Source organism: Leeuwenhoekiella sp. A16, from assembly GCF_047946675.1.
GTDB lineage: Bacteria > Bacteroidota > Bacteroidia > Flavobacteriales > Flavobacteriaceae > Leeuwenhoekiella.
Genome location: NZ_CP172313.1, coordinates 717826 through 736123 on the forward strand (window position 1 = coordinate 717826; position 18298 = coordinate 736123).

Below are 18298 nucleotides of genomic sequence, written 5' to 3' on the forward strand. Positions count from 1 at the left end.
AAACCCTGCGCAGCGATTAAAACAAAGTGAGCTAATCATCAACATATACTATCTTTGCCAGAAATTTTGTTTATGACCAATAATGTTAACCCTTATAAAGATTCTAAAAGCTCAAAAAGAGAACAAGTAGAACATATGTTTGATACGATCTCTAAAGAGTATGATGGCCTTAACCGCGTTATCTCTTTTGGTATAGATATTAAATGGCGCAACAAAGTGGTAGATCTTGTGGCTGAAACCAGACCACAAACTATTCTTGATGTGGCAACCGGCACCGGAGATCTGGCTATAAGTCTTGTAAAAACGGGTGCACAAAAAATTGTTGGGCTAGACATTTCTGCAGGTATGCTTAATGTAGGCAAAGAAAAGATCAAGGCTAAAGGTCACGAAGGAGTCATTGAAATGGTGCAGGCCGATTCTGAAAACCTACCTTATACAGACAATTATTTTGATGCAATTACCGTAGCATTTGGCGTGCGTAATTTTGAGCATCTCGAGAAAGGACTTGCCGAGATCTTAAGAGTTTTAAAACCCGGCGGCCTTTTTGTTATTCTGGAAACTTCCGTCCCTACTAAAACACCTTTTAAACAGGGTTACACCTTATATTCTACTAAATTATTACCTTTAATAGGGAAGATGTTCTCAAAAGATAAAGACGCCTACAAATATTTAAGTGAAAGCGCATCTGTATTTCCTTACGGCGAAAGACTCAACAATATTTTAAGAAAAATTGGGTTTACTAATGTGCAAGACAAGCCACAAACATTTGGCGTGGCTACAATTTATTGTGCATCAAAATAACCGAATGAGAAAAATTGTAATCTTTACCATATTCCTATTTGCATTTCATAATACCAATGCACAAATGTTTTCAAAAGAGCGGGTGGCAAACCTGCAGAATTTTGATAAACAACGCTGGACCTGGGGTTACTTTTTTGGCTTTAACAGCTATGATTTTAAAATAGAATACAAAGAGCCTGCAACAGATATTTATGTTGAAAAGAACACGGGTTTTAATGTAGGCCTCATAGGCGATCTGCGTATCAATGAATATATAAATCTTCGGCTTGAGCCAGGGCTTTATTTCACCACGAGAAATCTTTATTTTCAAGATATTGAGGAAGATCCCATTATGCGTGAGACTAACTCAACATACATTCATGTGCCACTTCTGGTTAAATTCTCAACAAAACGTTTAAATAATTGGAAACCATTTGTAGTAGGCGGCGTGTCTTTTTCTAATAATTTATCGAGCAATGAAGATAATCCCGATGACAATTATGCCGGTCAATTTAGGATGAAAACAAACACGTATTATTATGAAGTAGGTTTTGGTATAGATTTTTATCTCTATTACTTCAAATTTACACCTAGCATACGCGGGGTATTTGCTTTAAACAATGAACTCGTTCCAGACAAAGCGCCTGAAAGTCCATTTACAAGCAATATTGACAAATTATCTTCGCGTGGTGTTTTTATAAACCTCACTTTTCAATAGAAAAATCGTTAAAAACGACGCTTAAATTCGCTTAATAAAATAGCTGTTGCCGTCGCGACATTGAGGCTTTCTGTCCCATTAGTACCAAATTGAGGTATTGCAATGCGCTCACTTACTAATTTTTCAACCTCTTTAGAAATACCGTTAGCTTCATTACCCATTACTACAATTGCATTTTGAGGCAAGCTGGCTTCATAAACATTCTCACCATCCATAAAAGCGCCATAAACAGGTGATTTTTCGGTCAAAAATGATGATAAATTGGTGTATTTTATGTGCACACGCGTGAGTGAACCCATAGTGGCCTGCACAACCTTAGGGTTGTAACAATCTACTGTTTGTGGCGAACAAATAAGTTGCTTTACCCCAAACCAATCGCATAGCCTTATAATTGTTCCCAGATTACCGGGATCGCGCACATCGTCTAATGCAAGCTGCAATCCTGAAGGATCTACAGAATCACTTTTCGGAATATGAAAAATGGCCAGCGCTTTTTGCGGTGTTTTTAAAAAACTCACCTTTTTAAGCTCATTATCGGTCAAATGCATGCATAAATCGGCCGGAACATCCTCAAAATAATCACCAGTAGAATAAATACTGTGCAATTTCAAATTAGAAGATAAAAATTCTGAAATACCTTTAATGCCCTCTACTACAAAAAGACCATGCTGCTGCCGGTACTTTTTTTGAGCCAGACTCGTTATTAATTTTATTTGGCTTTTGCTAACCACGCTTATTATGTATTTTTGACGTTACCTTTGAGTAAATCCCAGTTGCAACACTTGCGCACAAAAATATCATTTATTCTTTTAGTACTCTATACGCTTGTAGGCTGCAACGCGGTAAAACGTGTGCCTCCCGGTGATCTTTTGCTTACAGAGAACACTATAACGATAAATGACGAAGAAAATAAGAATGCGCAAATAAATAATATAATCTACCAGCAGCCTAATAATGCGCTGCGCCTTTCTATTTATAATTTAGCACGACCTAACATTGACTCTATACTCAAAGCAAGATTAATAGACAATGATAGCAAGCGACGTTTCTGGACGGCTGTGCTTTCGCGAAAGCAACTTGATAATTACATACACTTTAGAGAAGCTTTTAACCAGACCCTAAAGAACACAGGTGAAGAGCCTACAATAATCTCTCAAAATCTTACACAACGCTCTGCAGACCGTCTTGAAGAATATTACCACAGTAATGGCTGGTTTAATGCCAAAGCTACATTTAATATTAACAGAGACAGTATAGCAAAAAAAGGGACTGTAGACTATGCGGTAACTACCGGAGAGCCTTATAAAATAGACTCTTTAAAAACCTTTATAAAATCTCCTGCTGTTGATTCTATTTACAGAGCTTTTAAAGATGAGTCGACTATAGTTTCTGGGCGGCAGTACAAACGCCTTGACGTAAATGCAGAAATTACCCGACTTACAGATCTCTTTAGAAACAAGGGTATGTTTCATTTTGACAGGGAGTTTATAAGTTTTATAGGTGATTCTGTAAATACAGATCACAAAGTAAATCTGGAGCTTTATATTAAAAACAGGCAAATAAAAGCACAGGATTCAGTTTATGAAGAAAACCTGAAAGTTCATAAAATAAGCAAGGTTAAAGTTTATACAGACTACAGTTACAACGACCGCGATAATGAACTTAGCGACAGTGTTGAGCTTAATAATTATGAGCTCTATGCCTATGATAAAATAAACTACAAACCCCGCTATCTTACAGATGCAATATTTATAGAACCCGGCGATATTTATAGCGATGACTCGCGAAATAAATCATTGATCAGGCTAAGCCAGTTACGCACATTTAGGTATCCTGATCTAAAATACACATCAGACCCGGCAGATTCTACAGGAGATGATCTCATTGCAAACTTTTACCTAACACCTTTACCCAAGTTTAATTTACGTGCAGATTTTGACCTTTCTACGTCAAACATTCAGAAATTTGGAATTGCTGGTGGGGGCTCATTACTTATACGTAACGTTTTTGGAGGTTTAGAAACGTTACAGCTTTCGGCGAGAGGAAGTATAGGAGCTTCTGCTACAGAAGATATTGATAATGATACCAATTCCTTTTTTGACATTACAGAGATAGGCGCTGATCTTAGCCTCACGATACCACGGATTTTCTTCCCTATTCACACCAATTTCATTCAGCCAGAAATGTCTCCTTCTACCAGTTTTACAGTAGGTTTGGGCGTACAGCAAAACATAGGTCTTGACAAGCAAAACGTTACAGGAGGGGTAAATTATAAATGGTCACCCACCGCTACTCGCAATTACAGGTTTGACCTTTTTGATATTCAATACATACGTAACTTAAACCGAAGCAACTATTTCAATATTTACTCAAATAGTTATGATGATCTCAATGAGATAGCAATAAACAACCTTGAGCCTAATAGCCCTTTCTTTGAGGAAGGACAAAGCCCGCTACAGCTTCAAAAACCAGACGGAACAGGTGCGTTTATAAACGCCGTAGAAAATAGAGAGATTGAGCTAACTCGAGATGAGTTTAATCAGGTATCAAATATTGAAGAAAGACGTCAACGCCTTACTGAGGACAATCTTATTCTTGCAACTAGTTTTACGTTTTACAGAAATACACGAATTGGTCTTTTTGACAATGAATTTACCAGCTTTAGGGCAAAATTAGAAGTGGCAGGTAATATGCTTGATCTTATTAGCAGTACAGCAAAACTAGAACGCAATGAAGATGGCAGCTCCAGAATATTAGGCGTGACATTTTCACAATATGCAAAAACCGAACTTGACTTTATAAAGCACTGGGATCTGGGGCATGACAACATTTTAGCTGTCAGGGCATTTGGCGGTATCGCAATTCCTTATGGCAATTCAAACAGCATTCCGTTTATTCGCAGTTTTTTTGGTGGTGGTTCAAATGACAACAGAGCCTGGCAGGCATATCGCTTAGGACCCGGAAGCACAGATAGTCCTAATGAGTTTAATGAAGCTAATCTTAAACTGGCATTCAACATCGAGCACCGTTTTGAAATATTAGGCGATTTTAAAGGCGCTATTTTTGCCGATATAGGTAACATCTGGAATGTACTAGATAATGTACAAGACCCTGCAGCACGATTTACAGGTTTTGACAGTCTTAAAGATATAGCGGTAGGTTCAGGTTTTGGACTACGATATGATTTCAATTTTTTTGTCCTTCGTTTTGACATAGGTTTTAAAACATATAACCCATCACTTGAGGAAGGAAATCGCTGGTTTAAACAGTATAACTTTAGCAAGTCTGTTTTTAATGTAGGTATTAACTATCCTTTCTAGTAGTTTTGGAAGGTCAAACATTATTAATTTATTAATTTTGCATCTTTAATTAAGTAAACAACATCTTATGAGCCATAATATTAAACCGGGTGTAGCAACCGGTAAAGAAGTACAAGCAATTTTTGCACACGCAAAAGAGAAAGGATATGCTATCCCAGCTGTAAATGTAATTGGGTCAAGTACCATTAATGCAGTTCTTGAAACTGCAGCAAAACTTAACTCTCCTGTAATCATTCAGTTTTCTAATGGTGGCGCCGCTTTTAATGCCGGTAAAGGACTTTCTAACGATGGTCAACAGGCCGCTATCGCCGGTGGTGTAGCTGGTGCTTTGCATATTCATGAGATGGCAAAACATTATGGAGCTACAGTTATTTTGCACACAGATCATTGTGCTAAAAAACTTTTACCCTGGATTGATGGTCTTCTTGACGCTAGTGAAAAGCATTTTGAGGCTTTTGGCAAACCGCTTTATAGTTCACACATGCTAGACCTAAGTGAAGAGCCTCTTGAGGAGAACATTGCTATTTGCAAAGAATACCTAAAGCGTATGAGCAAAATGGGAATGACGCTTGAGATTGAATTAGGAATCACAGGTGGTGAAGAAGATGGTGTTGATAACAGCGATGTTGACGATTCTAAATTATACACTCAGCCAGAAGAAGTAGCTTATGCTTATGAGCAACTTAAAGAGGTAAGTGATCAATTTACAATTGCAGCAGCATTTGGTAACGTACACGGTGTTTATAAGCCAGGTAACGTAAAATTAACTCCAAAGATCCTTAAGAACTCTCAGGAGTATATCACTGAAAAATACGATGTAGGTGAAAATACGATTGACTTCGTATTCCACGGTGGTAGCGGTTCTACTGTAGAAGAAATACGTGAAGGGATTAGCTACGGTGTTGTAAAAATGAATATTGACACAGATCTTCAATGGGCTTTCTGCGAAGGTATACGTATGTATTTTGATAAAAATGCTGGTTATCTTCAGGCTCAAATAGGAAACCCAGAAGGAGATGACAGTCCTAATAAAAAATTCTACGATCCTCGTGTATGGTTACGCAGTGGTGAAGTAAACTTTAGCAAACGCCTTGAAAAAGCTTTTGAAGACCTTAACAATGTAAACGTCCTTTAGTTTTAGGAAATAAAGGATTAAGCATTTTAGAAATTAAATACAGAAGGTAATTATGGCTTGGTTTAAGCGAAAAGAAAAAGGAATACAAACTGCCACAGAGAACAAGAAAGACGTCCCTAAGGGATTGTGGTATAAATCACCTACAGGCAAAATAATTGACGCAGAAGAACTCGAGAAGAACTTCTATGTTAGTCCTGAAGATGATTATCATGTACGTATAGGTAGTGAAGAGTATTTTAAAATTCTTTTTGATGAAGGCAAATACAAAGAGCTGGACAAAAATCTTACTTCAAAAGATCCATTAAATTTTGAGGACAGTAAGAAATATGTAGACCGTCTAAAAGATGCTCAGGAAAAAACCGGTTTAAAAGATGCTGTACGTACTGCTGTAGGTAAAAGCATGGGCAAAGATCTTGTAGTTGCCGCTATGGATTTTAAATTTATAGGCGGTTCTATGGGCTCTGTTGTAGGAGAAAAAATAGCGCGCGCTGCAAACTATGCTTTAGAAAATAAGCTACCATTTATGATCATATCAAAATCTGGTGGTGCTCGTATGATGGAAGCGGCTTTATCTCTCATGCAACTTGCTAAAACCTCAGTAAAGCTGGCACAGTTAGCAGATGCTAAACTGCCTTATATCTCATTATGTACAGACCCAACAACGGGTGGTACTACAGCATCATTTGCGATGTTAGGAGATATAAATATATCTGAGCCGGGAGCTTTAATAGGTTTTGCAGGACCCCGTGTAGTAAGAGATACAACAGGAAAAGAACTTCCTGATGGTTTCCAGACAGCAGAGTTTCTTAAAGAACACGGCTTTCTTGATTTTATTACACACAGGAGAGACCTTAAAAAGAAAGTTAACCTGTACATTGATCTCATAACTAATAAGCCAATAAGAAACTAAGTATTTGAAATAGTTATATTTCAAAAAATATGTATCTTTGCACGCTTAACGGAAAAACCGTTGCATACATAAAAATCATTAAATCAATATTGGCATGTATTTAACTACAGAGAAGAAAGAAGAAATTTTTGAAAAGTACGGAAAAGGTAAAAATGATACCGGTTCTGCTGAAGGGCAAATCGCATTATTTACATACCGTATAAACCACCTTACAGAGCACTTAAAAAAGAATCGTAAAGATTATAATACAGAGCGTTCTCTAGTTATGTTAGTAGGTAAGCGCAGATCGTTACTTGACTACTTGACTAAAAAAGACATCTTAAGATATCGCGAGATTATAAAAGAACTTGGTTTAAGAAAGTAATTATTAAAGGGGCATTTTTGCCCCTTTTTATTTCGCTTTTGCGAAAGAATAAAAAGTCCCGTGGACGGGCAGAGAAAGCTACCCTTAGGTTTTTCATTGGTCATTTACTACACACAACAACACAACAGACCAAACCGCTAACCTAAAAGGTTAGGGTATTGTATAATAGCACCATTAGGTGTGATGAAAAACTATTATGATTCCACAAACTTACAAAGAGGTCATAGACCTTGGTGATGGTAGAGAAATTACCATCGAAACCGGAAAACTGGCAAAACAGGCTCATGGTTCTGTTGTTGTACAGTCGGGTAAATGTATGTTGCTTTGTACAGTAGTTTCTAACTACAAACAAAGTGACGTTGATTTTCTGCCATTAACGGTAGATTATCGTGAGAAATTTGCAGCTTCAGGGCGTTATCCTGGAGGTTTCTTTAAGAGAGAAGCGCGCCCAAGTGATGGCGAAGTATTAACCATGCGTCTTGTAGACCGTGTTTTACGCCCTCTTTTCCCAAAAGATTATCATGCAGAAACTCAGGTTATGATACAGTTAATGTCTCATGACGAAGATGTTATGCCAGATGCAATGGCAGGTCTTGCAGCTTCTGCGGCAATTCAGCTTTCAGATTTTCCATTTGAATGTGCTATTTCAGAAGCACGTGTAGGTCGTGTTAACGGTGAATTTGTTATCAACCCTACAAGAGCTCAGCTAGAAGAGTCTGACATCGACATGATGATAGGTGCTTCTGCAGATTCTGTAATGATGGTAGAAGGAGAGATGAAAGAAATCTCTGAAGAAGAAATGGTTGATGCAATAAAATTTGCTCATGACCATATTAAAATACAATGTGCTGCTCAGCTAAAATTAGCTGAAGCTTTTGGCAAAAAAGAAGTTCGTGAGTATGCTCCCGAACGTGAAGATGAAGAACTTGCTAAAAAAATTCATGGGTTAGCTTATGATAAAGTTTATGCTGTTGCAAAAGCTGGTTCTGCTAAACATGAAAGAAGTGCATCTTTCGCAGAAATTAAAGAAGAGATCAAAGCAACTTTTTCTGAAGAAGAATTAGAAGACTTTGGTGACTTAGTTTCTAAATACTACAGCAAAGCTGAAAAAGCTGCAGTACGTGATCTTACTTTAAATGAAGGTTTACGTCTTGACGGAAGAAAAACAGATGAGATACGTCCTATCTGGTGTGAGGTAGATTACCTTCCTTCTACTCATGGTTCTGCAATTTTTACACGTGGAGAAACTCAGGCTCTTGCAACTGTTACTTTAGGAACTTCCAGAGAAGCTAATCAAATAGATATGCCCTCTTTTGAAGGTGAGGAGACATTTTATTTACACTATAACTTCCCTCCTTTTTCAACTGGTGAGGCTCGCCCTATACGTGGTACTTCTCGTCGTGAGATAGGTCATGGTAACTTAGCTCAACGTGCCCTTAAAGGTATGATCCCGGCTGATTGCCCTTATACTGTACGTGTAGTTTCTGAAGTATTAGAATCTAACGGTTCTTCTTCTATGGCAACTGTTTGTAGTGGGACTATGGCTCTTATGGATGCTGGTATTCAGCTTAAAAAGCCGGTTTCTGGTATTGCAATGGGATTAATTTCTGACGCTGAAACCGGAAAATACGCCGTTTTATCTGATATTTTAGGTGACGAAGATCACTTAGGAGATATGGACTTTAAAGTTACCGGTACTGCTGATGGTATTACTGCTTGCCAAATGGACATTAAAGTAAAAGGTCTTTCTTATGAAATTCTGGTAAATGCCTTAAAACAAGCTGCTGCTGGCAGATTGCATATTTTAGGCAAATTAACTGATACTATCGCAGAGCCTAATACTGATGTGAAAGCTCATGCTCCTAAAATGGTATCTGTTACAATTCCTAATGAATTTATTGGCGCCTTGATAGGACCAGGTGGTAAAGTAATTCAGGAGCTTCAAAAAACAACAAAAACTACGATCGTGATCAATGAAGATCCGGTTACAGAAGAAGGTATTGTTGAGATTTTAGGTACAAATCAAGAAGGTATTGATGCTGTTTTAGCTAAAATTGATTCAATTACATTTAAACCTGTTGTAGGAAGTGTTTACGAAGTTAAAGTGATCAAGATGCTAGACTTTGGTGCTGTTGTAGAATATATAGAAGCTCCGGGTAATGAAGTATTATTACATGTATCAGAATTAGCATGGGAGCGTACAGAAAATGTAAGCGACGTAGTTAATATGGGTGATGTATTTGATGTGAAGTATTTTGGTGTCGATTCTAGAACGCGCAAAGAGAAAGTTTCGCGTAAAGCATTATTACCAAAACCTGAAGGTTACAAAGAACGTCCGCCTCGCGATGATAAAAGAAGCGGGGGTCGTGACAATCGCGATAATCGTGGTAATCGCGACAGAGATCGCAGAGATAATAAAAGAGATTAAATTTCTTGGTTTATAATAGAACGCCCTGGTAACTACCGGGGCGTTTTTTTATGCAAAACTGCCAAATTTACTGCCAAAATCACCGATTTTTAGAGAATCCGCCAAATCTGCAATTCTATTTTAAATTCTTTTATTTTAACAAAATATTAACGATATGCTGCGAGCTTACTATCAATAGCAGCTAAGAACACTTTAAATTCTTAAATAATTTCTCTCATGTCTTTATAGGCATTCTCGCACAGTACTTGCAGCATTAACACTGTAAAACTAAAATAGTTAAAAACAAAGTAATGAAAGTACTTGTAATTGGTGCAGGCAACATGGGATTAACCTATGCTGAAGGAATGGCAAAATCACCATTCTTAAACCGTAGAAATCTCATGATTTATGATGTCTCATCAGAAAAGACATTAACATTAAGAAAAATACCAAATTTTGATGTGTTTGACACTCTAGAAGAATGCGTTTCAAAAGCAGATGTAATCTTTGTGGCAGTTAAACCATTTCATAGTGAAGAATTATTTCACAATATGAAACATCTGGTAAACAAAGACCAGATCATTGTTTCATTGATGGCAGGCGTCACTATAAACACTATTCAAAAAGGACTAGATCTCAAGAAGGTAATACGCACAATGCCTAACCTTCCGGCGAAAGTTGGTAAAGGTGTAACGTCTTTTACCGAGGCAGAAGAAGTCACTCGCCTAGAACTTATCATGGTTCGTAATTTGCTTGATACAACCGGAGAATCTATTCATGTAGAATCAGAACAATTTATTGATGCTTCTACCGGAATTTCAGGTAGTGGTCCCGCATATATATTCTACTTCATGCAGTCTATGATGGAAGCTGCCCTTAAAATGGGCTTCTCTGCAAATGACTCGCGTACACTTGTAACCCAAACTTTTGAGGGAGCTGTGAAAATATTTAATGAGTCTGATCTTTCTCCTGAAACGTGGATGAATCGAGTAGCTTCAAAAGGTGGCACCACCAGAGCAGCTTTAGATTCTATGGAAGACAACAACGTGAAAGAGCTGATTAAAGAAGCTGCATATGCAGCATTTGATCGCGCAACAGAATTAGGAAAAGAAAAAACCGTATCGTAGATATGAACAAGAAAAGAGTAGTTATAAAAATAGGTACTAATGTGATGACTAATAAAGATAATCGCATTGTTGGTCCTATTCTTCAGGAACTCGTAAGACAGGTTGCAGCTTTATATGAAGATGATATTATGCCGGTACTGGTGTCTTCAGGTTCTGCAATAGCAGGAAAAGAAATTCTAGGAGATAGCAAGGAGACTGATCCTTCTATTAGAAGACAAATTTTTTCTTCTGTAGGTCAACCGCGTATGATGCGCCACTATTATTCTTTATTTCATAGTTACGGAATGCGATGTGCTCAAATTCTCGCTACCAAAAGGGATTTTGCACCCGGCATGTACCGCGAGAATATGATAAACTGTTATGAAGGCCTTCTGGCTGAAGGTATAGTGCCTATCGCAAATGAGGATGATGCAGTTTCTCTCACTATGTCTATGTTTAGTGACAATGATGAGCTTGCAAGCCTTGTGGCAGAATTGATTGAAGCAGACGCATTGATCCTGCTTACAGATACTGACGGACTTTACACAGGACATCCTGATAGTGATGATTCTACAAAATTGAAAAACGTTCACCCTGAGGAAGATGTAGAACAATATGTTCAGGAATCAAACAAAGCTGAAGGTGAAGGCCGTGGAGGTATGAAATCTAAGCTCAAAATCGCTAAAGCAACAGCGAGAAAAAATATACCCACATATATCGCTAACGGTAAGCGTAAGAATGTAATCGTAGACCTAATGGCTGGTAAAGACATTGGGACTAAATTTCACATTTAAGGAAGTTTTAAACTTTAAAACCAAATTAACAATGCAATTATTAAAAACAGATATAAAAAATAAAGTTCTTGATTCTATGATTAAGATCATAGACAAGAACAGAACCCAAATATTAGAAGCTAACAAACAAGATCTTGATGCTTTTACAAGAGAGGATCAGGCTTTATATGATCGTCTTGTCGTGAATGAAAGCAAGATAGATGGCATGATCACGGCTATTAAAGAAGTGCAAGCACAGGAAGACCCGGTTAATACTGTAATTTCTAATAGAACTCTTGATAGCGGATTAGAAATTATTAATAAAACGGCCCCATTTGGTACAATAATGATCATTTATGAATCTCGCCCAGATGTGACTATAGAAGCTGCTGTTTTAGCATTTAAAGCAAATAATAAAATCCTTCTTAAAGGAGGAAAAGAAGCTTTAAATAGTAACAAGATTCTCGTAAAATGCTGGCATGAAGCTTTAGAGGAAAATAGCCTGGATAAATCTTGGATTACAATGCTACAAATGAATAGAGAAGAAACTCAGGAATTTCTGCGTAATCCTGATCAGCCTTTAGATCTTATAGTACCCAGAGGAGGTGAAAGACTTATCAATTTTGTAAAAGAACATGCAAAATGCGCTGTCTTAATTAGCGGTAGAGGAAATAATTTTCTTTATGTACATCCCGAAGCAGACTGGAACAAGGCTTTGCAGGTAATTATCAATGCTAAAACCGATAAGATTTCGGGTTGTAATGCACTTGATAAAGTATTAGTAGACACTAATCTTCCTCAATATAAAACCCGCCTAAATGAGCTAAAATCGGTCTTAGAAGACCTAAAAGTAGAGGTTATTGTTGATGAAAAAATTCATGCAACTTTAACCGAAAACCAAACCATAGATAATGAAGATGTATGGTATGAAGAATTTCTGGCAATGAAAATAGCTATAGGTGCTGTAGATAGTATTGACGAGGCCATGAATAAAATAAATACTTTTAGTGGTGGTCACAGTAGCGCAATAATGACCGAAAATAAAGAGGTGGCAAAACAATTCATGGAGAATATTGACACTGCTGCTGTTTATCATAATGCGTCTACCCGCTTCACAGATGGCGGGCAGATGGGTGTAGGTGCAGAACTCGCTATTAGTACAGACAAATTACATCATAGAGGTCCGCTGGGTCTTAAACAATTAGTTACTAATAAGTACTATGTGTATGGTGATGGTCATATTAGAGTATAATACTATAATTACAAAAGAAAAAGGAGTCTTTAATCAGACTCCTTTTTTATTTCCTGAAATTGAAATTTAACAAAACACAACATATTGATAAATAGTGATTTATAATTAATTTAAAAAATGTTTTAACCTTTCTGTAACATTTTCCTGTATTACTACGTATAATAGATGTGATGCATGAAGTACCACGTAAATTATTGCTATTTTAAATGAGACAGCTCAAAATCACTAAACAGGTCACCAACAGGGAGACCGCATCTTTAGACAAATACCTACAAGAGATTGGAAAAGTCGACCTTATTACGGCCGACGAAGAAGTGGAATTGGCACAACGTATAAAAGCGGGTGACCAAAGGGCATTAGAAAAATTGACAAAAGCTAACCTACGTTTTGTCGTTTCTGTGGCTAAGCAATATCAAAATCAGGGATTAACTTTACCAGACCTTATCAACGAGGGTAATCTTGGTTTGATAAAAGCTGCTCAGCGTTTTGATGAGACGCGTGGTTTTAAATTTATATCATACGCTGTATGGTGGATTAGACAATCTATACTTCAGGCTCTTGCAGAGCAATCTCGTATTGTGCGTTTACCGCTTAATAAAATTGGCTCTATAAACAAGATCAACAAAACGTATGCATTTCTTGAGCAAGCTCATGAGCGCCCGCCCAGCGCAGAAGAAATTGCAAAAGAACTTGATATGACCATTAATGATGTTAAGGAGTCTCTTAAAAATTCAGGGCGTCACGTAAGTATGGATGCTCCTCTTATAGAAGGTGAAGATTCTAACCTCTACGATGTTCTTCGTTCTGGTGAGTCACCTAATCCAGACAGAGATCTTTTACATGAGTCATTACGTACAGAAATTGAGCGCGCTCTTGAGACACTTACTCCAAGAGAGGCAGATGTGATTCGTCTTTACTTTGGTTTGGGAGATCAACACCCTATGACATTAGAAGAAATAGGAGAAACTTTTGATCTTACCAGAGAACGTGTACGTCAAATTAAAGAAAAAGCAATAAGAAGACTTAAACACACATCTCGCAGTAAAATACTTAAGACATATTTAGGATAACCTCTCTATCTTTGGCAATTATTCGTTAAAAAGTATAGAATTGAAGCATATTTTTTTAAATTGCTTTAGTTAAATGCGAAATAACTTATTTAAGATAACAACAGTTCATCATAACTGTTCGTTTTTTGATTGATGAATGAATCCCCGGCTGATTACCGGGGATTTTATTATTTTAGCCCATTTAGAATAACATTAAGTAATACCTTATAAATCAACCAACCAATGATTTACTCCCTAGCCTATGTAAGCTACGCGGCCGACAACCTAACCCAAGAACAGATTAATCAAGTATTTAATTTCACAGTTAATTGGAATATTGATCACAAAATTTCGGGATTCTTAGTACATAATAACCGCAATTTTGTTCAACTTCTAGAAGGCGATAAAAACGAAATAAAAGATCTTTTTAGTAGAATCTCTATAGATAAAAGGCACAAGGATATATTCTTGATACTTGAGCAGGAAATGCCACAAAGAGCCTTTGATGGTTACAAATCTGGTTTTCTAATATCTGATTCAAGACTGCACACAGAACTTAAAGATTATCTAGACTATCTCAAACTTCTTGAAGACCCACAAATAGATAAAACTATTGGTACAATTGAAGGAATTTTGAAAGGTATGTAACCGTAAATTAATTTGATTTATATATAAATTTTACTTTTACGGAAGTTGTACCGCGAATAAAATTATCTATCGCCTCAGAACTTAATTTTAGATTCAATTAATCTAAAACCAGAATAATTTGATTAAAATACTAATATGTCTCAAAAAATGATAGCTCCTTCCCTACTTGCTGCAGACTTTGCAAATTTGCAGCAGGATATAGAAATGGTAAATAAAAGTGAGGCAGACTGGTTTCATATCGATATTATGGATGGTCTCTTTGTTCCTAATATTTCTTTTGGAATGCCAGTGCTCGAGGCAATCACAAAGCACACCCAGAAACCTGTTGACGTTCACCTTATGATCGTTGACCCAGATCGTTATATTGAAGATTTTGCAGAATTGGGAGCAACAAATCTAACAGTACACTACGAAGCTTGTACTCATTTACATAGAACCTTACAAGCCATTAAAACGGCGGGCATGCATGCCGGTGTGGCTTTAAACCCTCATACTCCTGTTAATTTTCTTAGAGAAGTTATAACTCAAATTGATCAGGTTATAGTAATGAGCGTAAATCCTGGTTTTGGGGGACAAAGCTTTATTGAGAATACGTACAGAAAAATAAGCGAGCTTAAAGAACTCATACTGCAGAGTAATTCTAAGACTTTGATCGAGATAGATGGTGGTGTGACAGATAAAAATGCAGATAAATTAATAGATGCGGGCGCAGACGTTCTAGTGGCGGGAAGCTTTATTTTTAAGTCTGAAAATCCGCTTCAAACTATTAAAAATCTGAAGTTGATTTAAACGAAAAAAGCACCTTAAAAGGTGCTTTCTGTATGTTTTTGCCCGATTTTTTAGTTTCTTGAAAGAATGCTCAAAATATACCAGAAAAGAAGCATAAGAGAAGCAAAAAGACCTAGACTAGCAGCCACATATTGATCTTCGCTGTACTTATGCACCATATTTGAGGTTTGATATAAAATTGAACCTGATGCCAGTACCACCATCCCTACACTAAACCAAAGTCCCAGATTAAACCCAAAGATCAAGCCGGCGATAATTAAGCCTAACGCAATAAAAAATCCTATAGCAAGGATAGATCTCAAAAATGAAAAATCCTTTTTCGTTAGTAATACCACGGCAGATAAACCTGTAAAAAGAGAAAGTGTAAGAATAGCTGCCTGATTCAATATATCAAAAGCGCCATCTTCAGCAACCATAATTGCTATAAAGATCAATGGTATAAAGATAAAAGCTTCTGCAACTACATACAGCAAAAGTGCCAGGTATTGCATTTTAGAATCATGAGAACTTAAAGCTAGCTTTTCGGCGTAATTAGTAATCAACATAAATCCGCCTAAAAGCAATAACCAGGACCATCCCTGAGTAAGTGACAATGCAAATTCAAGCAAAGGTGGTATTTGAAAAAATAACGTTTCAACAAGAATAAAAGCCAATACTGCCAGAGCAAGATGTGAGTATGTTTTTCTGTAAAAAACAGCTTTACGCTCTTCAGTTAAAGTATTGATAGGATTATAAGTTTGTAATTCTTCCATAAATTATTTGGTTATAGATTTTATGATAATGAAAATAACTATTTTTTTGAAGATTCGCCTTTAAAACTCTGCGAACTGTTTTTAAAAAGTACATTAAACGTAGTCAAACTGCCGTAAATACGTGTAACATACTGCTGCAGATCTATCTTCTCTTGATCATCAAGATTTTTACTTGCATTAATTTTTTGTTCCATGACGCGTATGCGGTCGCGCACCATAACAATTTTATGGAAGAAAGTATCAATAGGAATTTCTTTACTGGAAAGATTAGAATCCTTTGGACTTATAGTAAGCGTACCACCTTTATATTTATCTGCAATTGCAACTACTTCAGAAATATCAGAATAACGTTTAAGCAATTCTCGCAGCGTGTTTTCAACTTCAGAGAAACTTACCGTATCTACCTCATCTTCTACTGCCTCTATTATTTCAAAATCAGAATCTAACTCTATGGTCTCAATACCAGATTCTATAAATGTCACCCAATAGTGCTTTGAAGTAACATTGGTGACCACGCCGGCGCCATATTCTACATGTTTTATGCGTGAACCTATTCCTAAAATTGTATTCATATAATTTATATCTGTATTAAAAACTTGATTCTATAATGAGCAAATGAACTCTAAATTTAATGTTGATAAATAAGTTAACCGGCTTTAAATCTCACCCAGTGAGTAAATCTAAAAAATATTGAATGACTAATTATAAAGCCAAAGTCTAAAATTTAACTATTTTGCTTCATTCTCATTTGATGAAAAATATGACCCGTACAAAGATCATTGGGCTTTTTCTGGGGCCTTTGTTATTTATTTATTTCTTCTTCATTTTTAAAAGTGAAGGTTTACCTAAAGAAGCGCAGGCGACACTCGCCTGTGCTGCCTGGATTGCCGTATGGTGGACAACAGAAGTCATTCCTATAGCGGCTACTGCACTTTTACCCATCATATTATTCCCCTTAACAGGCGCACTATCTTTAGAAGAAACCACATCAAGCTATGGCCATAAATATGTTTTTCTATTTGTAGGCGGCTTTATTATCGCGATTGCTATAGAAAAATGGAAACTACACCGCAGGATAGCACTCAATATTATAAATATTATAGGCACAAGCGTAAACCGAATCATTCTGGGTTTTATGATCGCCACGGATTTTCTCTCGATGTGGATTTCTAATACAGCAACCACAGTTATGATGCTTCCCATTGCAATGGCTATAGTTACTCAACTTAAAGATAATCCCGCTACAAAGGCAAACGAAACCAAAATTTTTGGCAAAGCGCTTATGCTTGCAATTGCTTATGCAGCTTCTATTGGTGGTATCGCGACATTAATTGGCACACCACCTAATCTTGTTCTTGCAGGGGTTTTAGAAGAAAGCTACGGGGTCGAGATCAGTTTTATACAATGGATGAAGTATGGCGTTCCCATTTCAATTTTGCTACTATTTATTTGCTGGTTCTATTTAACACGTTACGCTTTCGCCGGAAAAGAAGATTTAAAGATGCCTAAATCCTTTCCGGGAGGAAGAAATGAGGTTAAACGACTGCTTCTGGAATTAGGTAAAATAAGCCGTGAAGAAAAAATCGTGCTGTTAGTTTTTAGCTTAACCGCATTTTTCTGGATGTTTAGATCTTATTTACTGAAACCTTTTTTACCACAAATCGATGATACTATTATCGCTATTTTCTTTGCTCTTACTTTGTTTCTAGTTCCAGCAAAAAGTGACAAAAAAGGAAAATTACTCAATTGGGAAGAAGCCGTTAAATTACCCTGGGGAATTCTTCTACTCTATGGAGGCGGGTTAGCGCTTGCCAGCGGATTTTCACAAACGGGGCTCGCATTATGGATAGGGGAACAGCTTACTTCAATTCAGCATATAAGTCTTTTGCTTTTAATCTTAATTCTTGTAGCATCTGTAAATTTTTTAACTGAAATCACCTCTAATTTGGCAACAACTGCGATGCTTCTACCTGTTATTGTACCCGTTGCTTTAATTTTTGATGCTCATCCTTACATTTTAATGGTAGGCGTTACTGTTTCAGCTTCATGTGCTTTTATGTTACCGGTCGCCACACCTCCTAATGCCATTGTCTTTGGCTCAAACTATTTACGCATTCCAGATATGGTTCGTACCGGCGTTTGGCTCAATTTAATTTCGATACTTATCATTACAATCCTCACTTATTACGCGCTTCCGCTAATATGGGATTTCATTCCTGATGAGTTTCCTGTTAATTTTAAAAAGATCTGATTTTTCGCTTTTAAAGCCATTTTTCAACCCTTTTTAACCGATTT

Annotated in this window: 17 protein-coding genes; 14 read left to right on the top strand and 3 right to left on the bottom strand. The window is 36.9% G+C overall.

Features of this window, described 5'->3' with window-relative positions; translation table 11 throughout:
* Positions 1–72: 72 nt before the first annotated feature.
* Entirely contained in the window at positions 73–801 is a 729-nt protein-coding gene (gene ubiE / locus ACH3O9_RS03105; RefSeq protein ID WP_416444292.1) for a bifunctional demethylmenaquinone methyltransferase/2-methoxy-6-polyprenyl-1,4-benzoquinol methylase UbiE, read from the top strand.
* Positions 802–805: 4 nt separating this feature from the next.
* On the top strand, positions 806–1498 hold the full coding sequence (locus tag ACH3O9_RS03110; RefSeq protein ID WP_416444294.1) for a porin family protein: 693 nt from the start codon (positions 806–808) through the stop codon (positions 1496–1498).
* 8 nt (positions 1499–1506) lie between these two features.
* Here ACH3O9_RS03110 and ACH3O9_RS03115 read toward each other — a convergent pair whose 3' ends face one another.
* Positions 1507–2229, bottom strand: a complete 723-nt coding sequence (locus tag ACH3O9_RS03115; protein ID WP_416444296.1) for a TrmH family RNA methyltransferase — start codon at positions 2227–2229, stop codon at positions 1507–1509.
* Positions 2230–2280: 51 nt separating this feature from the next.
* Between ACH3O9_RS03115 and ACH3O9_RS03120 the strand changes: the two genes are divergently transcribed.
* The 11 genes from ACH3O9_RS03120 to rpe all read left to right on the top strand — a co-directional run bounded on the left by ACH3O9_RS03120 (position 2281) and on the right by rpe (position 15251).
* Positions 2281–4818, top strand: coding sequence for a BamA/TamA family outer membrane protein (locus ACH3O9_RS03120; RefSeq protein ID WP_416444299.1), 2538 nt, complete (start codon positions 2281–2283; stop codon positions 4816–4818).
* A gap of 67 nt (positions 4819–4885) precedes the next feature.
* Positions 4886–5953 carry a class II fructose-bisphosphate aldolase gene (fbaA, locus tag ACH3O9_RS03125; RefSeq protein ID WP_416444301.1) on the top strand — a complete coding sequence of 356 codons (1068 nt, stop codon included), beginning with the start codon at positions 4886–4888 and terminating at the stop codon, positions 5951–5953.
* A gap of 52 nt (positions 5954–6005) precedes the next feature.
* Positions 6006–6863: an acetyl-CoA carboxylase, carboxyltransferase subunit beta gene (gene accD, locus ACH3O9_RS03130; protein WP_416444303.1), complete on the top strand. Its 858-nt coding sequence runs from the start codon at positions 6006–6008 to the stop codon at positions 6861–6863.
* 94 nt (positions 6864–6957) lie between these two features.
* Positions 6958–7227 (top strand): 30S ribosomal protein S15, encoded by a 270-nt coding sequence (gene rpsO, locus ACH3O9_RS03135; protein ID WP_416444305.1) that lies wholly within the window; start codon positions 6958–6960, stop codon positions 7225–7227.
* Positions 7228–7423: 196 nt separating this feature from the next.
* Positions 7424–9655 (top strand): polyribonucleotide nucleotidyltransferase, encoded by a 2232-nt coding sequence (locus ACH3O9_RS03140; protein ID WP_416444307.1) that lies wholly within the window; start codon positions 7424–7426, stop codon positions 9653–9655.
* 290 nt (positions 9656–9945) lie between these two features.
* A complete protein-coding gene (gene proC / locus ACH3O9_RS03145) occupies positions 9946–10761 on the top strand; it encodes a pyrroline-5-carboxylate reductase (RefSeq protein WP_416444309.1) in 816 nt (271 codons plus the stop codon).
* Positions 10762–10763: 2 nt separating this feature from the next.
* Positions 10764–11534, top strand: coding sequence for a glutamate 5-kinase (gene proB, locus ACH3O9_RS03150; RefSeq protein WP_416444311.1), 771 nt, complete (start codon positions 10764–10766; stop codon positions 11532–11534).
* Between the two features lie 31 nt (positions 11535–11565).
* Entirely contained in the window at positions 11566–12765 is a 1200-nt protein-coding gene (locus tag ACH3O9_RS03155; RefSeq protein ID WP_416444313.1) for a glutamate-5-semialdehyde dehydrogenase, read from the top strand.
* A 206-nt stretch (positions 12766–12971) separates the two neighbouring features.
* Positions 12972–13835 (top strand): sigma-70 family RNA polymerase sigma factor, encoded by an 864-nt coding sequence (locus ACH3O9_RS03160; RefSeq protein WP_416444315.1) that lies wholly within the window; start codon positions 12972–12974, stop codon positions 13833–13835.
* A 222-nt stretch (positions 13836–14057) separates the two neighbouring features.
* Positions 14058–14462: a BLUF domain-containing protein gene (locus ACH3O9_RS03165; RefSeq protein ID WP_416444317.1), complete on the top strand. Its 405-nt coding sequence runs from the start codon at positions 14058–14060 to the stop codon at positions 14460–14462.
* Positions 14463–14597: 135 nt separating this feature from the next.
* Positions 14598–15251, top strand: coding sequence for a ribulose-phosphate 3-epimerase (gene rpe, locus ACH3O9_RS03170; RefSeq protein ID WP_416444319.1), 654 nt, complete (start codon positions 14598–14600; stop codon positions 15249–15251).
* A gap of 50 nt (positions 15252–15301) precedes the next feature.
* On the opposite strand, the gene ACH3O9_RS03175 is transcribed toward rpe, so the two are convergent.
* Both ACH3O9_RS03175 and ACH3O9_RS03180 read right to left on the bottom strand, forming a co-directional pair.
* Complete coding sequence (locus tag ACH3O9_RS03175) at positions 15302–16003, bottom strand: Bax inhibitor-1 family protein (protein ID WP_416444321.1); 702 nt, start codon at positions 16001–16003, stop codon at positions 15302–15304.
* A gap of 38 nt (positions 16004–16041) precedes the next feature.
* Positions 16042–16575, bottom strand: coding sequence for a hypothetical protein (locus tag ACH3O9_RS03180; RefSeq protein WP_416444322.1), 534 nt, complete (start codon positions 16573–16575; stop codon positions 16042–16044).
* A gap of 188 nt (positions 16576–16763) precedes the next feature.
* Between ACH3O9_RS03180 and ACH3O9_RS03185 the strand changes: the two genes are divergently transcribed.
* Positions 16764–18254, top strand: coding sequence for an SLC13 family permease (locus ACH3O9_RS03185; RefSeq protein ID WP_416446614.1), 1491 nt, complete (start codon positions 16764–16766; stop codon positions 18252–18254).
* The last annotated feature ends 44 nt before the right edge of the window (positions 18255–18298 follow it).

What these genes read in the sequence shown, in the direction of transcription:
- ACH3O9_RS03165 (WP_416444317.1), top strand. Translation starts at nt 14,058, where the DNA reads ATGATTTACTCCCTAGCCTATGTAAGCTACGCGGCCGACAACCTAACC.
- accD (WP_416444303.1), top strand. Translation starts at nt 6,006, where the DNA reads ATGGCTTGGTTTAAGCGAAAAGAAAAAGGAATACAAACTGCCACAGAG.
- ACH3O9_RS03185 (WP_416446614.1), top strand. Translation starts at nt 16,764, where the DNA reads ATGACCCGTACAAAGATCATTGGGCTTTTTCTGGGGCCTTTGTTATTT.
- fbaA (WP_416444301.1), top strand. Translation starts at nt 4,886, where the DNA reads ATGAGCCATAATATTAAACCGGGTGTAGCAACCGGTAAAGAAGTACAA.
- ACH3O9_RS03110 (WP_416444294.1), top strand. Translation starts at nt 806, where the DNA reads ATGAGAAAAATTGTAATCTTTACCATATTCCTATTTGCATTTCATAAT.
- rpsO (WP_416444305.1), top strand. Translation starts at nt 6,958, where the DNA reads ATGTATTTAACTACAGAGAAGAAAGAAGAAATTTTTGAAAAGTACGGA.
- ACH3O9_RS03155 (WP_416444313.1), top strand. Translation starts at nt 11,566, where the DNA reads ATGCAATTATTAAAAACAGATATAAAAAATAAAGTTCTTGATTCTATG.
- ACH3O9_RS03140 (WP_416444307.1), top strand. Translation starts at nt 7,424, where the DNA reads ATGATTCCACAAACTTACAAAGAGGTCATAGACCTTGGTGATGGTAGA.
- ACH3O9_RS03160 (WP_416444315.1), top strand. Translation starts at nt 12,972, where the DNA reads ATGAGACAGCTCAAAATCACTAAACAGGTCACCAACAGGGAGACCGCA.
- proB (WP_416444311.1), top strand. Translation starts at nt 10,764, where the DNA reads ATGAACAAGAAAAGAGTAGTTATAAAAATAGGTACTAATGTGATGACT.
- ubiE (WP_416444292.1), top strand. Translation starts at nt 73, where the DNA reads ATGACCAATAATGTTAACCCTTATAAAGATTCTAAAAGCTCAAAAAGA.
- ACH3O9_RS03180 (WP_416444322.1), bottom strand. Translation starts at nt 16,575, where the DNA reads ATGAATACAATTTTAGGAATAGGTTCACGCATAAAACATGTAGAATAT.
- ACH3O9_RS03175 (WP_416444321.1), bottom strand. Translation starts at nt 16,003, where the DNA reads ATGGAAGAATTACAAACTTATAATCCTATCAATACTTTAACTGAAGAG.
- rpe (WP_416444319.1), top strand. Translation starts at nt 14,598, where the DNA reads ATGTCTCAAAAAATGATAGCTCCTTCCCTACTTGCTGCAGACTTTGCA.
- proC (WP_416444309.1), top strand. Translation starts at nt 9,946, where the DNA reads ATGAAAGTACTTGTAATTGGTGCAGGCAACATGGGATTAACCTATGCT.